Source organism: Nocardioides panzhihuensis (assembly GCF_013408335.1).
Lineage (GTDB): Bacteria > Actinomycetota > Actinomycetes > Propionibacteriales > Nocardioidaceae > Nocardioides > Nocardioides panzhihuensis.
Genome location: NZ_JACBZR010000001.1, coordinates 964,823 through 979,062, shown reverse-complemented (window position 1 = coordinate 979,062; position 14,240 = coordinate 964,823). Strand labels below are relative to the sequence as shown.

Sequence of the window (14,240 nt, the reverse complement as noted above, 5' to 3'; positions counted from 1 at the left end):
CTCATGACCAACACCACGGTTTCCGTCGGGGTCGGTGCCCTCACCTTCGACCAGGTAGTCGCCGTCGCCCGCCACAACGCCCCTATCAATCTCACCGACGAGTCACTGACCGCGATGGCCACGAGCCGAGCGCTGATCGAGGACCTCGCCCACGACTCCCGGCCCCACTACGGCATCTCCACCGGGTTCGGTGCCCTGGCCAACACCTCGATCCCGCCCGAGCACCGCGCCCAGCTGCAGGCCTCGCTGGTCCGCTCGCACGCGGCCTCGTCGGGCGCCGAGATCGAGAAAGAGGTCGTACGCGGCCTCATGCTCCTGCGTCTCTCGACCCTCGCCACGGGCCGGACCGGCGTGCGGCCCGAGGTCGCCGAGACCTACGCGGCTCTGCTGAACGCCCAGATCACACCGGTGATCGGCGAGTACGGGTCGCTCGGCTGCTCCGGCGACCTGGCCCCGCTGGCCCACTGCGCGCTCGCGGCGATGGGTGAGGGCGACGTACGCAACGCCGACGGCGACCTCGTCACCGGCGCCGACGCGCTGGCGGCCGCTGGGATCGCCCCGGTGCGGCTGCGCGAGAAGGAGGGGCTGGCGCTGATCAACGGCACCGACGGGATGCTCGCGATGCTGATCCTGGCGCTCGCCGACCTGGACGAGCTGGTGGCCACCGCCGACATCGCCGGAGCGCTCAGCATCGAGGGCCTCCAGGGCACCGACAGCGTCTTCGCCGAGGACCTCCAGGCGCTGCGCCCGCACGCCGGACAGGCCACCTCGGCGGCCAACATCCGCGCCGTCCTCGCGGGCAGCGGCATCGTCGCCGACCACCGCGGCACCGGGTTCACCCGGGTGCAGGACGCCTACTCGCTGCGCTGCGCACCCCAGGTCCACGGTGCCGTGCGGGACACCATGTCCCACGCCGCCCGGGTGGCCGAGACCGAGCTCGCCAGCGCGGTCGACAACCCGGTGGTCACCCTCGACGGCCGCGTCGAGTCCAACGGCAACTTCCACGGCGCGCCGATCGGCTACGTACTCGACTTCCTGGCCATCGCCACCGCCGACCTCGCCTCGATCTCGGAGCGCCGCACCGACCGGTTCCTCGACAAGTCCCGCAACCATGGGCTACCGCCGTTCCTCGCCCACGATCCCGGCGTCGACTCGGGGCACATGATCGCGCAGTACACCCAGGCCGGGATCGTCTCCGACCTCAAGCGTCTCGCGGTCCCGGCGAGCGTCGACTCCATCCCCACCTCCGCGATGCAGGAGGACCACGTCTCGATGGGCTGGAACGCGGCCCGCAAGCTGCGCCGCGCGATCACCGGGGCTCAGCAGGTCGTCGCCATCGAGATCCTCACCGCCGCCCGCGCGATCGACATGCGCGCCCCCGAGCGTCCCGGTCCCGTCGGCGCCGCGCTGGTGGCGGAGATCCGCAAGCAGGTCCCGCCCCCGGGACCCGACCGGTTCCTGGCTCCAGACATCAAGGCGGTCGTCGACCTCGTCGCCAGCGGGAAGCTACTGACCGCTGCCCGCACTCTGACCACCGTCCGCTGACCCCACTGGAAGGATGGGCGACATGAGCGAACCACGCACTGTCCGCGCACCGCACGGCCCCGAGATCACCGCCAAGAACTGGCAGACCGAGGCCGCCAAGCGCATGCTGATGAACAACCTCGACCCGGAGGTGGCCGAGCGCCCCGACGACCTGGTCGTCTACGGCGGCACCGGCCGCGCCGCACGGTCCTGGGAGGCCTACGACGCCATCGTCCGCACCCTCGACGAGCTCGAGGCCGACGAGACCCTGCTGGTCCAGTCCGGCAAGCCGGTCGGCGTCTTCCGCACCCACGAGTGGGCGCCGCGGGTCCTGATCGCCAACTCCAACCTCGTCGGCGACTGGGCGACCTGGCCGGAGTTCCGGCGGCTGGAGTCGCTCGGCCTGACCATGTACGGCCAGATGACCGCCGGATCGTGGATCTACATCGGCACCCAGGGCATCCTCCAGGGCACCTACGAGTGCTTCGCCGCGATCGCCCGCAAACGGTTCGGCGGCAGCCTGGCCGGCACCGTGACGCTCACTGGCGGCGCCGGCGGCATGGGCGGTGCCCAGCCGCTCGCGGTGACCCTCAACGAGGGCGTCGTCATCGTCGTCGACGTCGACGCGGCCCGACTCCAGCGCCGGGTCGACCACGGCTACATGGACACCGTCGCCGCCTCTCTCGACGACGCACTGGCCCAGGCCGAAGAGGCCAAGAAGGCTCGTACGCCGCGCTCCATCGGCCTCGTCGGCAACTGTGCCGCGGTCTTCCCCGAGGTCTTGGCGCGCGGGGTCGAGATCGACATCGTCACCGACCAGACCTCGGCGCACGACCCGCTCTCCTACCTCCCGCTGGAGTACTCGGTCGAGGAGTGGGCCGCGCGGGCCGCGGAGGACCCCGACGACTTCACCGAGAAGGCCCAGGCCTCGATGGCCAAGCACGTCGAGGCCATGGTCGGCTTCATGGCGCGTGATGCCGAGGTGTTCGACTACGGCAACTCGCTGCGCGAGGGTGCCCGGCTGGGTGGCTTCGCCGAAGCGTTCGCGTTCCCGGGCTTCGTACCCGCCTACATCCGCCCGCTCTTCGAGGAGGGCCTCGGCCCGTTCCGCTGGGTGGCGCTCTCGGGCGACCCCGAGGACATCGCCAAGACCGACCGGGCGATCGTCGAACTCTTTCCGGAGAACGAGGGCCTCAAGCGCTGGATCACTCAGGCGGGCGAGAAGGTGCACTTCGAGGGCCTGCCGGCGCGGATCTGCTGGTTGGGCTACAAGGAGCGCCACCTCGCCGGGCTGAAGTTCAACGAGATGGTGGCGAGCGGGGAGCTTTCGGCCCCGGTCGTCATCGGCCGTGACCACCTCGACTCCGGCTCGGTCGCCTCGCCCTACCGCGAGACCGAGGCGATGAAGGACGGCTCCGACGCGATCGCCGACTGGCCGTTGCTCAACGCCCTGCTCAACACCGCCTCCGGTGCGAGCTGGGTGAGCATCCACCACGGCGGCGGCGTCGGCATCGGACGCTCCATCCACGCCGGTCAGGTCTGTGTCGCCGACGGCACGCCGCTGGCCGCGGAGAAGATCGAGCGGGTCCTGACCAACGACCCCGGCACCGGCGTCATGCGCCATGTCGACGCCGGCTACGAGCACGCACGCGACGTCGCTCGGGACCGCGGCCTCAACGTCCCGATGCTGGACGCCTGACGCTGGCTGACGACTGTGTTGGTCTCGACACGCTCGGCCGTAGCCGGCCTCCCGGCTCGACCAGCGGTGGCCCGTCCTCCGCTGGTCGAGCCGCCGGAGCACCCGAGCGAAGCGAGGGCGGCGGAGGCGTGTCGAGACCAACACAGCCCCCTCTCCGAACGACCTGAACGACCTGAACCAAGGACCTGAATGACCCTCGACGTCGTCACCCTGCTCAACGAGATCGCCGAGATCGGCCGTGACCCCGTCCGCGGTGGCTACTCCCGCCATGTCTACGAGCCTGCAGAGCTCGAGCTGCGCGAGTGGTTCAGGCGTACGTCGACCTCCCTCGGCCTCGAGGTCGAGACCGACCGCAACGGCAACATCTGGGCCCACTGGGGCCCGCGAGGAGCCGGGACGATCGCGATCGGGTCCCACCTCGACTCGGTGCCGGGCGGGGGTGCCTACGACGGCCCGCTCGGCGTCGCCTCCTCCCTGGCCGCGGTCTCGGCGCTCATGGACGAGGGCTTCGTACCTGCCCGGCCGGTGACCATCGCCGCGTTCGGCGAGGAGGAAGGGTCCCGGTTCGGCATCGCCTGCCTGGGGTCGAAGCTGATGGCCGGAACGCTCCCAGGCCCCAAGGTCGCGGCGCTCGTCGACGACGCCGGAGTGACGTACGCCGAGGCCTGCCGTGCCGACGGCATCGACCCTGCCGGGCTCGGCCGCGACGAGGAGCGGCTGACGAGCCTGGCTGCCTTCGTGGAGCTCCATGTGGAGCAGGGCATCGGGCTCGCGGACCTGGACGCCCCGGTCGCGGTGGCCTCCTCGATCCTCGCCCACGGCCGCTGGAAGCTGGTCTTCTCCGGCGAGGGCAACCACGCCGGCGCGACCCGGATGCGGGACCGTCGCGACCCGGTGGCCGCGATGGCCGCCGCCGTCCTGGCCGCTCAGCGCATCGCGTCGGCCCACGACGGCTCCGACGCCGCCCGGGCCACCATCGGCCGCCTCACCCCGGTCCCCGGCGGCACCAACGTCATCGCCTCCCGGGTGGATGCCTGGCTCGACGTACGCGGCGACAGCGACCCGCAGACCCGCGCCCTTCTCGAGGAGATCCTGCAGGCCGCCAACGCGGCCGCCGAGGAGCACGGCTGCACCCTGGAGGTGGTCGAGGAGTCCTACGTCTCCACCGTGCACTTCGACGCTGACCTGCAACAACGCCTGGTTGGCGCGCTGGGCGGGGTTCCCGTGCTCGCCACCGGCGCCGGCCACGACGCCGGCATCCTCGCCGCCGAGCTCCCCACCGCGATGCTCTTCACCCGCAACCCCACCGGCGTCTCCCACTCCCCCCACGAGACCGCCACCGACGAGGACTGCCGCACCGGGGCGAGGGCGCTGACCGAGGTCGTTCGGCTGCTGGCGAGCGAGTCCCGCGGATGACCCGGATCCATGCCGAGCGGGCGCTGGTCGCCGGCCGCGAGCTCACGGACGTCGTGATCGAGGTCGCGGACGGCCGGATCACCGCGATCACCTCGGGCGAGAGCCCGGAGTCCGCCGACCTTCGCCTCGGCACCGTGCTCGCCGGCTCCGGCAACGCCCACTCCCACGCGTTCCACCGCGCACTGCGCGGCCGTACGCACGACCAGGGAGGCGACTTCTGGCGCTGGCGCCAGCAGATGTACGCCGTGGCCGACCGCCTCACTCCCGACTCCTACGAGCGCCTGGCCGAGGCCGTCTTCGCAGAGATGCTGGTGACCGGCTGGACGTCGGTCGCGGAGTTCCACTACGTCCACCACCGCCCCGACGGGGCACCGTACGAGGACCCCAACGCGTTCGGCCTCGCCCTCGCCAGGGCTGCCGCCGGCGTCGGCATCCGGCTGACGCTGCTCGACACCCTCTATCTGACCAGCGCCCCCGGCGAGCCCCTCCTCCCCGAGCAGAGCCGCTTCGGGGACGGCACCGCCACGGCTTGGCTCGACCGTTGGCAGCGCCTCCACGAGACCCACGAGTCCAACGAAGGCACCGTCGTCGGGGCGGCCATCCACTCCGTGCGGGCCGTCTCCCCCGAGGACATCGCGCTCGTCGCCGAACGGCTTCCTACCGAGGCGCCGCTCCACGTCCACGTATCCGAGCAGCCGGCGGAGAACGAGCAGTCGCTCGCGGCGTACGGACGCACCCCCATCCGGGTGCTCGCCGACGCCGGCGCGCTCACGCCACGCACCTGGCTCGTCCACGCCACCCACCTGACCGACGACGACATCGCCCTCATCGCGGACAGCGGCGCGGGAGTGGTGATGTGCCCGACCACCGAGGCCGACCTCGGCGACGGCATCGGCCCGGCCCGCGAGCTTGCCGACGCCGGGGTGCGGATCGCCCTCGGATCAGACCAGAACGCCGTCATCGACCCCTGGCTCGAGGTGCGCGGGCTCGAGGCGGGCGAGCGCCTCCGCAGCCGTCGGCGCGGCCGCTTCTCCCCCACCGACCTCGAGTCCGCCCGAACGAGCGCCGGCTACGCCGCCGGCGGCCTCCCCGGCGGCCTCCGGGTCGGAGCCCGCGCCGATCTGGTGGAGCTCCAACCCGATTCCGTACGCACCACCGGCGCCTGCCTCGACCAGGTCGCCCTGGTGGCGACCGCCACCGACGTCACCAAGGTCCTGGTCGGCGGCCGAGCGGTGGCCGAGGACGGCCGCCTGGCCGACGGCCGCGACCCAGCCACCCTGTTGACCGAAGCGCTGAAGGAGCTCCCATGAGCCTGCTGCTGACCGACATCGGCGAGCTGACCACTCACACCGACGAGCACGGCACCGTCCACGACGCGGCGCTGGTGATCGAGAGCGGCCGCATCGCCTGGATCGGCCCCGCCGCCCAGGCGCCCGCGGCCGACGCGCGAGAAGACCTCGGCGGGCGCGCGGTGCTCCCGGGCTGGGTCGACTCCCACACCCACCTGGTCTCGATGGGCGATCGCGCCGAGGAGTTCATCGATCGGATGGCGGGCCGGCCCTACGAGGCCGGCGGGATCATGCGTACGGTCGAGGCCACTCGAGCCGCCGGCGACGACGAGCTCCGGGTCCGCGCGGGGTCGCTGCGGGCCGAGGCCTTCCGCGGCGGCACCACGACGATCGAGGCCAAGACCGGCTACGGCCTCGACGTCGAGACCGAGCAGCGTCTGGCCCGGATCAGCGCCGAGCACGCCGAGGTGGTCACCTACCTCGGCGCTCACGTGGTCCCCGCGGGGACCGACCGCCGTGACTACCTCGACCTCGTGACCGGCCCGATGCTGACGGCCGTCGCGCCCCACGCCGACTACGTCGACGTCTTCTGCGAGCAGGGTGCCTTCGACGTCGAGGAGTCTCGTGAGGTCCTCGAGGCCGGGCGTGCGGCCGGCCTCGGTCTGAAGGTCCACGGCAACCAGCTCGGCGAGTCCGGTGGGGTCCGGCTGGCCGTCGAGCTGCGCGCGACGAGCGTCGATCACTGCAACCATCTCGCTCCGGCCGACGTCGAAGCGCTCGCCGGCTCCGCCACCGTCGCCACGCTCCTGCCCGCCTGTGACCTGTCGACCAGGCAGCCGTTCCCGCCCGCCCGGGCCCTTCTCGACGCCGGTGTCACGGTCGCGATCGCGTCCAACTGCAACCCGGGATCGAGCTTCACCACCTCGATGGCCTTCTGCGTCGCGACCGCGGTCCTGCAGCAGCACCTCACCCTCGAAGAGGCGCTCTGGGCGGCCACCGTCGGCGGCGCGAAGGCGCTCGGCCGCGACGGGACCGACGACGCGGTCGGGCGCATCGCCGTCGGCGGCCGCGCCGACCTGCACGCCCTCGACGCACCCACCGCCAGGCACCTCGCCTACCGCCCAGGAACGCCTCTCACCCACAAGGTCTGGAAGGACGGAGAGCAGCGATGAACATCAGACCTGCCACCACGGACGACGCCGCCGCCTGCGCCCGGATCTACGCCCCGTACGTCACCGACACCCTCGTCTCCTTCGAGACCGAGCCACCCACGGCCGAGGAGATGGCCAGCCGCATCGAGTCGTCCCTGGCCGAGCACGCCTGGCTCGTCCTGGAGACCGAGTGCGAGACCGGCCCGGAGGTGGTCGGCTATGCGTACGCCACCCAGCACCGCACCCGCGCGGCCTACCGCTGGGCCTGTGACGTGTCGATCTACCTCGACCAGGAGCGCCGCGGCAAGGGTGCCGGCAAGGCCCTGTACGCAGCCCTCTTCCCGATCCTGAAGGAGCGCGGTTACCGCCGCGCCCTGGCCGGGATCGCTCTCCCCAACGAGGCCAGCATCGGCATCCACCGGTCCTTCGGGTTCACCGATGTCGGGACGTACAAGAACATCGGCTGGAAGTTCGACGCCTGGCACGACGTCGCCTGGATGCAGCTCGACCTCTGAGACTCGCCGCCCCGGAGAACCAAGAAGCCCCGAGTCAGTGACTCGGGGCTTCTGTGCGTTGTACCCCCGACCGGATTTGAACCGGCGTTACCGCCGTGAGAGGGCGACGTCCTAGGCCGCTAGACGACGGGGGCTTGCACGTCCTGCGGCGACCTTTCGGCTCCGCAGGCAGGACGAAATATTACCTGACACCTCTCCGAACCAACACATCGGCGTCGCCTCAGCCGAGCTGCCGCCTCAACGAGGACCTGGCGCGGTGATAGCGACTCCTCACCGTTCCCGCACGCTTCCCGAGCAGCTCAGCGGTCTCGACGAGGCTGAGCCCGTCCCAGTGCACGAGGCGCAGGATCTCCTGATCGATCGGCTTCAGACGTTCGAGGGCCGAACGCAGGTCCAGCACTCGCACGTCCGCCGGATGCGCGAGCACGTCCGCCATCGGGCCGGGACGCGGTGCAGCCGCTCTCAGCAGATCGTCGAGCTCGTCGTCGTACATCGGGTCCTCCTGCGGTGGGGCGGTGTCGCCCATACCTGACCGCTCGTGCCCGAAACGTTGCAGCCGATTCCGCACCGGATCCTGCCGAAGACCCGCAACCGAAATGACGAAGGGCCCCGAGTCAGTGACTCGGGGCCCTTCGTGCGTTGTACCCCCGACCGGATTTGAACCGGCGTTACCGCCGTGAGAGGGCGACGTCCTAGGCCGCTAGACGACGGGGGCCTGCACTGCTTCCGCGGACTTTCGTCCGTTTCAGCGGGAGAAACTTTAGCCAAACGCTTCGTTCTCTCCCAAATCCTCAGCAGAGGATCCGCTGGGCTACTAGGACTCGAACCTAGAATAACTGGACCAGAACCAGTCGTGTTGCCAATTACACCATAGCCCATCGATTTTGTTGACTTAGCCTCGGGAGAGGCTTTCAACAAGAGCGATACGGCCCTCGGAATTTCTCCCTCGAACCGAGAGGAAACATTACCGGGGACGTCCCCAGGCTACGAAATCGGGGGGCGCACTACGCGAGCACTACGTGCTCTTGGTCGTAGTCGAGAGGCCCGCCGATCGGGCGGCCCACACGGTCAGGGCCAGGAAGACGCCGGACTGGACCAGCGTGACCGGGATCCGCCACCACGACGCCTCGGAGGTGTTGAGCACCGTCGAGATGTCACCGAAGGCGACCGCCATCCCAAGGCTGACGAAGTTGTTGAGGACATGCATCGCGATGCCGGCCTCGATGCCTCCGGTGGCGATGACACAGATCCCGGCGACGATCCCGAAGGCGAACCGGTCCAGGAAGAGCGGCAGGTCCTGGGAGCCGTGGGCGAAGGCGAAGAGCAGCGCGGTGATCGTCACCGCGACCGTACGCGCGCCCAGCATCCCGCCGAAGAGCGACCCGAAGGTCTGGAAGATGTAGCCGCGGAAGAGATACTCCTCCCCCGCCGCCTGCAGCGGGGTGAGCAGCACGATCACGAGCACGAAGTCGCGCATCGTGGTCGTGTAGGGGTTGAGGGTGCTGGCGCCGAGGTCGTCCCCCGGTATCGGCAGCCGGGAGGCGATGATGACGGTGACCACCATCGTGATCGCTGCGATCCCGAGACACTGCAGCAGCCACCGCCAGCGGATCCGTCGCTCCACCGAGGCCAACCATCCCGGCCGCAGCCCGTGCAGGGCCCAGCACAGCAGCATGGCCGCCGGGATCGCCCCGGCCAGCGACAGCAGCAGGAACGCGAGCGACTCCGGCGTGACGTTCTCCACGTCGGCGACCCGGACCATCCCGTTGGAGACGTCGTCACCGGCGAGCACGAAGAAGACCTCGAACCCGGCCAGCACCACAGCCGGCGAGACGAAGAAGACGCACAGCCCGATCAGGATGAGCCCGATCAGCGGTCGCCCCCAGCCGCTGCGCCCACTGCGCTGCACCTGGTAGTACGCCAGTCCCGAGGGCGGTTCCACGACCGTGCTCATCCTGTCCGACCTGGGGTCTGCCGGTGAATGAGGTGTGCACTCTGCGTCGTCAGGGTGCGTGCTTGGCCAGGCGCCCCGCTGAAGGCATACCGGGGTACGTCGAGGCGGGGCAACGCCGCCGAGTGCGTGCCATGGCGGCGCAGGGGGTGCACATCATTCACCGTCAGACCCCTACTTCCCGAGTGCCGCCTTAAGGCGCCCCAGCGTACGCTCCCGGCCGAGCAGCTCCATGGATTCGAACAGCGGCGGGCTGATCCGCTTTCCGGTCACCGCGACCCGCACCGGACCGTACGCCTTGCGCGGCTTGAGCTCGAGACCGTCGATCAGGGCCGCGGTCAGCGCGTCCTGGATCTCGGCCGTCGACCACGTGGGCAGACCGTTCAGGGCGTCGTACGAAGCCTGGACGACACCCACGCCTGCCTCGTCGAGCAGCTTGGCGGCGTCTTCCTCGTCGAGCGCGAAGTCGGCCTCGGGGACGAAGAGGAACCGCAGCATGTCGGAGGCCTCGCCGAGCTTGTTGATCCGCTCGGCAACCAGCGGCATCGCCAGCTCCAGCATCTGCGCGTCGGCATCCGAGACCGGGTCGGAGAGGACACCGTCGGCCTTGAGGAACGGGATCACCCGGTGGGTGATCTCCTCGACGGGCAGCAGCCGCATGTGGGAGGCGTTGATAGCCTCGGCCTTCTTGACGTCGAAGCGGGCCGGGTTCTTGACCACGTCGTGGATCTCGAAGGCCTCGACCATCTCCTCCATGGTGAAGATGTCGCGGTCGGCCGCGATCGCCCAGCCGAGCAGCGCCACGTAGTTGAGCAGCCCCTCGGGCAGGAACCCCTCCTCGCGATACTTCAGCGCGTGCGCCTCCGGGTCGCGCTTGGAGAGCTTCTTGTTGCCCTGGCCCATCACGTAGGGCAGGTGGCCGAACTCTGGCGCCCGATCGGCCAGCCCGACCTCGACGAACGCGTCGAAGAGGGCGATCTGCCGCGGGGTCGACGACAGCAGGTCCTCGCCACGGAAGACGTGGGTGATGTTCATGGTGGCGTCGTCGACCGGCGCCGTCAGCGTGTAGAGCGGGTCGCCGTTGGCGCGCGCGAGCGCGTAGTCGGGGACGTGCTTGGTCTCGAAGGTCACCTCACCGCGGACGAGGTCGTTGAAGGTGATCGAGCCGTCGGGCATGCGGAAACGGGGCACGGAGGTGCGGCCCTCCGCCTCGTACGCCTTGATCTGGTCCTCGCTCAGGTCACGGCAGTGGTTGTCGTAGCCCTGGGCCGGGGCCTCGCCCTTGATCCCCTCGGCCTTCGCGGCCTTGTAGGCGGCCAGGCGCTCCTCGTAGCGGGCGGTGGTCTCCTCGCCGGTGCAGTAGCACTCGTAGACGTGGGAGGAGGCGCGCAGCCGCGCGAGCGCGTCGGCGTAGATGTCCGAGCGCTCCGACTGGCGGTAGGGACCGTAGGGGCCGCCGACCTCGACGCCCTCGTCCCAGTCGAGCTTGAGCCAGCGCATCAGGTCGATGAGCCCGTGGTAGGACTCCTCGGTGTTGCGCGCCTTGTCGGTGTCCTCGATGCGGAAGACGAAGGTGCCGCCGTGGTGGCGCGCGAAGGCCCAGTTGAACAGGGCGGTCCGGACCAGGCCGACGTGGGGCGACCCGGTCGGCGAGGGCGCCATCCGGACCCGATAGTCCTTCGGCTCGAGTGTGCCGGTCGATCCAATGTCAGTCAACGCTGTGCCACCTTGTTCGTCAGAGCTCCGAGCCCCTCGACGAAGATCTCGATCTCATCGCCGGGCTCCATGGGACCGACACCCTCAGGGGTGCCGGTGAGGATCACATCGCCCGGCAGCAGCGTCATGACGCTGCTGATGTGGGCGATCAGCTTCGGGATGCCGTGGACGAGGTCCTTCGTGGACCCGTCCTGGACGACGTCACCGTTGAGGAATGTCTGGATGCGTACGCCGGCGGCCAGCTGCTCGAGCTCGACGTCGGTCTCGATCCACGGGCCGAGCGGGCAGAAGGTGTCGTACCCCTTGGCCTGGGAGAAGTGGTTCAGCCGGCGCTGGGTGTCACGCGCGGTCACGTCGTTGGCGACCGTCATCCCATGGATGACGTCCTTCACCTTCTCCTCCGGGACGTCGCGGCAGATCCGCCCGATCACGATCGCGAGCTCGCCCTCGAAGTGCAGGTCCTCGACGCCGCTCGGCCGTTGGATCGCGTCGTTCGGCCCGCACACCGAGGTGTTGGGCTTGATGAAGAAGAGCGGTTCGGCCGGCACCTCGTTGCCCAGCTCCGCGGCGTGCTTGGCGTAGTTGCGGGCGACCGCGACCACCTTGCTGCGCGGGATGACCGGCGCTAGCAGCTTGACGTCGTCGAACTTGTGGACCTGGTCGGTGAGGTTGACCCCGGAGAACAGCGGGTCGCCCTGGAGGGCGACCACGGTCGCGTCCTCGCTGAGCTGGCCGTAGCCGTCGAGGTCCCCCACGACGACGCCGAACTGGGGCTCGCCACCCTTGGTGGTGAATCTGGCGATACGCACACCCCGAGCCTATCCGCAGAACTCCGCGCGCCGGTGGTCGAGCCTGTCCCTCCCACCGGTGGTCGAGCTTGTCGAGACCCCATTTACGCTGAACGTGTGCTGTTGTCTCGTGAGGAGTGGACCCAACGGGCACAGTCGCATCGCGAGCGCCTGGCGCCCTACGTCGAACCCCATCTCGCCCGTCGCGGCGCCCGGGTCAAGCACCCGGTCAACGACTTCCTCTTCACCTACTACTCCTACCGCCCCGCCCAGCTTCTGCGCTGGCACCCGGGCTTCGGGGTTTCCCTGGAGGACTCTTCGGAGTATTCGTCGCTGAAGGGTTACGCCCCCGCTGGTCGAGCCGCGAGGCCGGCCACGGCCGAGCGTGTCGAGACCAACACAGTCTCTGCCGCGTACGTCTCCTCCCAGCACCTGCTGATCGAAACCCTTTTGAAGCTGCTGAGGGCCACCGCCTCTCGCGAGGCCAACTTCGGCTGCTTCGGACTCCATGAGTGGGCGATGGTCTATCGGCTGACGCCGGAGCAGGTACGCCATGCCGACTGGCCGCTGCGCCTGGGTGCCGCCGGCACCGACCGAGTGGTGGAGACCCACCGGATCGCGTGCAGCCACTTCGACGCGTACCGCTTCTTCACCCCGCCTGCGGCGCCGCTCAACACCCTCTCGCCGCGATCCGACGACCGGGCCGCCTTCGAGCAGCCCGGCTGCCTGCACGGCAACATGGACCTCTACAAGCACGCCTTCCGGCTCTCGCCGCTGATCTCCTCCGACCTGGTCGCCGACTGCTTCGAGCTCGCCTGGGACATCCGCACGATGGATATGCGGGCCGCCCCCTACGACCTCGCCGAGCTCGGTCTCGACCCGATCCGGATCGAGACGGCCGCCGGGAAGCAGGAGTACGCCGCCGCCCAGCGCGCCTTCGCCGAGCGCGCCGCTCCGCTCCGAGAGTGCCTGATCGCCGAGTGCGAGCGGCTGATCGAGGCGTAACAGACGTCACACGCGGTAGGGGGCTGCTCCCCCCGTGACCTCGATGGACGGGTTACGTTAACCCCACAATGGCCCTCCTTCCCCACCCCCGAAAAGCTGCCGCCTCGATCACCACCACGGTCGGCGCCGCGGCGGGGAACGTCGCGCACGCGCTGCTCTACGGCGGTCTCGCCGACCTGAGGCCGATGCCGCGTACGTTGATCGACGACGGCAACCGCCGCGAGCTCTACCACTACCGGCCGCTGGCCGGGGAGACGCCGGAGGGCGATCCGGTGCTGCTGGTGACGCCGCTCGCGGCGCCGGCGCTCTGCTACGACCTGCGGCGCGACTGCTCGGTCGTCGAGCATCTGGTGGAGACGAACCGGCCGACCTACCTGGTCGAGTACGGTGAGGTGAACTTCTCCGACCGCAGCCTCGGCATCGAGCACTGGATCGAGCACGTCGTCCCGGAGGCGATCCGGTCGGTCTCCGAGCACGCCGGCGGGCGGCCGGTGCATGTGGTCGGCTGGTCGCTGGGCGGGATCTTCACGATGCTCACGGCCGCCGACACCCCCGACCTCCCGATCGCCTCGCTCGCGGTGCTCGGCTCGCCCTGTGACGTACGTCAGGTGCCGCTGATCGCGCCGCTGCGACCGCTGCTCAACCTGCCGCCGGGCAATCTGGTCACCGCTGCCTCACGGGCCCTCGGAGGCGCCCCGAAGCCGCTGGTCCGGTGGGCTTTTCAGATCTCCTCGGTCGACAAGATGTTCACCAAGCCGGTCGCGAAGCTGTCCAACCTGGCCGACCGCGAGTTCCTCGCCCAGCTCGAGGCCGTCGACCGGTTCACCGACAACATCATCGCCTACCCGGGACGTACGTTCGGACAGCTCTACCACCACTTCTTCCGCACCAACGCGCTGTTCAGCGGACAGATCGACCTCGGTGACCACGCCGTCCATCTCCGCGACGTCAAGCAGCCCACCCTCGTCGTCGCGGGCGCCAACGACGGCATCGGACCCGTCGCCGCGGTCAAGCCCTTGGTCGACCTGCTCACCGGCGCCGAGGAGCTCCGTTTCGAGGTCGTTCCGGGCGGTCACCTCGGCCTGCTCACCGGTCGCGCCGCCCGCGACACCACCTGGCCCCTCCTCGACGAGTGGTTCACCCAGCACGACTGAGCCCGACCGAGCAGGACTGTCGGCGGCAGGTG

At 70.0% G+C, this 14,240-nt stretch carries 12 protein-coding genes and 3 tRNA genes; 8 read left to right on the top strand and 7 right to left on the bottom strand.

Going from position 1 to position 14,240, the window contains the following annotated elements; genetic code table 11:
- Positions 1–3: 3 nt before the first annotated feature.
- The 6 genes from hutH to BJ988_RS04545 all read left to right on the top strand — a co-directional run bounded on the left by hutH (position 4) and on the right by BJ988_RS04545 (position 7,594).
- Positions 4–1,545 carry a histidine ammonia-lyase gene (hutH, locus tag BJ988_RS04570; RefSeq protein WP_179656929.1) on the top strand — a complete coding sequence of 514 codons (1,542 nt, stop codon included), beginning with the start codon at positions 4–6 and terminating at the stop codon, positions 1,543–1,545.
- A 22-nt stretch (positions 1,546–1,567) separates the two neighbouring features.
- Entirely contained in the window at positions 1,568–3,223 is a 1,656-nt protein-coding gene (gene hutU / locus BJ988_RS04565) for a urocanate hydratase (protein ID WP_218860596.1), read from the top strand.
- A 189-nt stretch (positions 3,224–3,412) separates the two neighbouring features.
- Positions 3,413–4,639 carry an allantoate amidohydrolase gene (locus BJ988_RS04560; RefSeq protein WP_179656927.1) on the top strand — a complete coding sequence of 409 codons (1,227 nt, stop codon included), beginning with the start codon at positions 3,413–3,415 and terminating at the stop codon, positions 4,637–4,639.
- Positions 4,636–5,949: a formimidoylglutamate deiminase gene (locus tag BJ988_RS04555; RefSeq protein WP_179656926.1), complete on the top strand. Its 1,314-nt coding sequence runs from the start codon at positions 4,636–4,638 to the stop codon at positions 5,947–5,949. Before BJ988_RS04560 ends, BJ988_RS04555 begins: the two co-directional genes overlap by 4 nt.
- Positions 5,946–7,100 carry an imidazolonepropionase gene (gene hutI, locus BJ988_RS04550; RefSeq protein WP_179656925.1) on the top strand — a complete coding sequence of 385 codons (1,155 nt, stop codon included), beginning with the start codon at positions 5,946–5,948 and terminating at the stop codon, positions 7,098–7,100. The genes BJ988_RS04555 and hutI overlap by 4 nt, the downstream gene beginning before the upstream one ends.
- Positions 7,097–7,594 carry an arsinothricin resistance N-acetyltransferase ArsN1 family B gene (locus BJ988_RS04545; protein ID WP_179656924.1) on the top strand — a complete coding sequence of 166 codons (498 nt, stop codon included), beginning with the start codon at positions 7,097–7,099 and terminating at the stop codon, positions 7,592–7,594. Before hutI ends, BJ988_RS04545 begins: the two co-directional genes overlap by 4 nt.
- A 61-nt stretch (positions 7,595–7,655) precedes the next feature.
- Here the strand turns inward: BJ988_RS04545 and BJ988_RS04540 are convergent.
- From BJ988_RS04540 to BJ988_RS04510, 7 genes are all read right to left on the bottom strand, one after another.
- A tRNA-Glu gene (locus BJ988_RS04540) sits at positions 7,656–7,728 on the bottom strand.
- An 86-nt stretch (positions 7,729–7,814) separates the two neighbouring features.
- Positions 7,815–8,120 (bottom strand): RNA polymerase sigma factor, encoded by a 306-nt coding sequence (locus tag BJ988_RS04535; RefSeq protein ID WP_179656923.1) that lies wholly within the window; start codon positions 8,118–8,120, stop codon positions 7,815–7,817.
- A gap of 116 nt (positions 8,121–8,236) precedes the next feature.
- A tRNA-Glu gene (locus tag BJ988_RS04530) sits at positions 8,237–8,309 on the bottom strand.
- Between the two features lie 91 nt (positions 8,310–8,400).
- Positions 8,401–8,472 (bottom strand) — tRNA-Gln (locus tag BJ988_RS04525).
- Positions 8,473–8,609: 137 nt separating this feature from the next.
- Entirely contained in the window at positions 8,610–9,548 is a 939-nt protein-coding gene (locus BJ988_RS04520; RefSeq protein WP_179656922.1) for a CPBP family intramembrane glutamic endopeptidase, read from the bottom strand.
- 171 nt (positions 9,549–9,719) lie between these two features.
- Positions 9,720–11,207 carry a glutamate--tRNA ligase gene (gene gltX, locus BJ988_RS04515; protein ID WP_179661327.1) on the bottom strand — a complete coding sequence of 496 codons (1,488 nt, stop codon included), beginning with the start codon at positions 11,205–11,207 and terminating at the stop codon, positions 9,720–9,722.
- Positions 11,208–11,257: 50 nt separating this feature from the next.
- Positions 11,258–12,070, bottom strand: a complete 813-nt coding sequence (locus BJ988_RS04510) for a fumarylacetoacetate hydrolase family protein (RefSeq protein WP_179656921.1) — start codon at positions 12,068–12,070, stop codon at positions 11,258–11,260.
- Between the two features lie 96 nt (positions 12,071–12,166).
- On the opposite strand from BJ988_RS04510, the gene BJ988_RS04505 reads away from it, so the two are divergent.
- Both BJ988_RS04505 and BJ988_RS04500 read left to right on the top strand, forming a co-directional pair.
- A complete protein-coding gene (locus BJ988_RS04505; protein ID WP_179656920.1) occupies positions 12,167–13,054 on the top strand; it encodes a 3-methyladenine DNA glycosylase in 888 nt (295 codons plus the stop codon).
- Between the two features lie 68 nt (positions 13,055–13,122).
- The gene (locus tag BJ988_RS04500; protein ID WP_179656919.1) at positions 13,123–14,208 is read left to right on the top strand and encodes an alpha/beta fold hydrolase; all 1,086 of its coding nucleotides are present in this window, start codon (positions 13,123–13,125) and stop codon (positions 14,206–14,208) included.
- Positions 14,209–14,240: the final 32 nt, after the last annotated feature.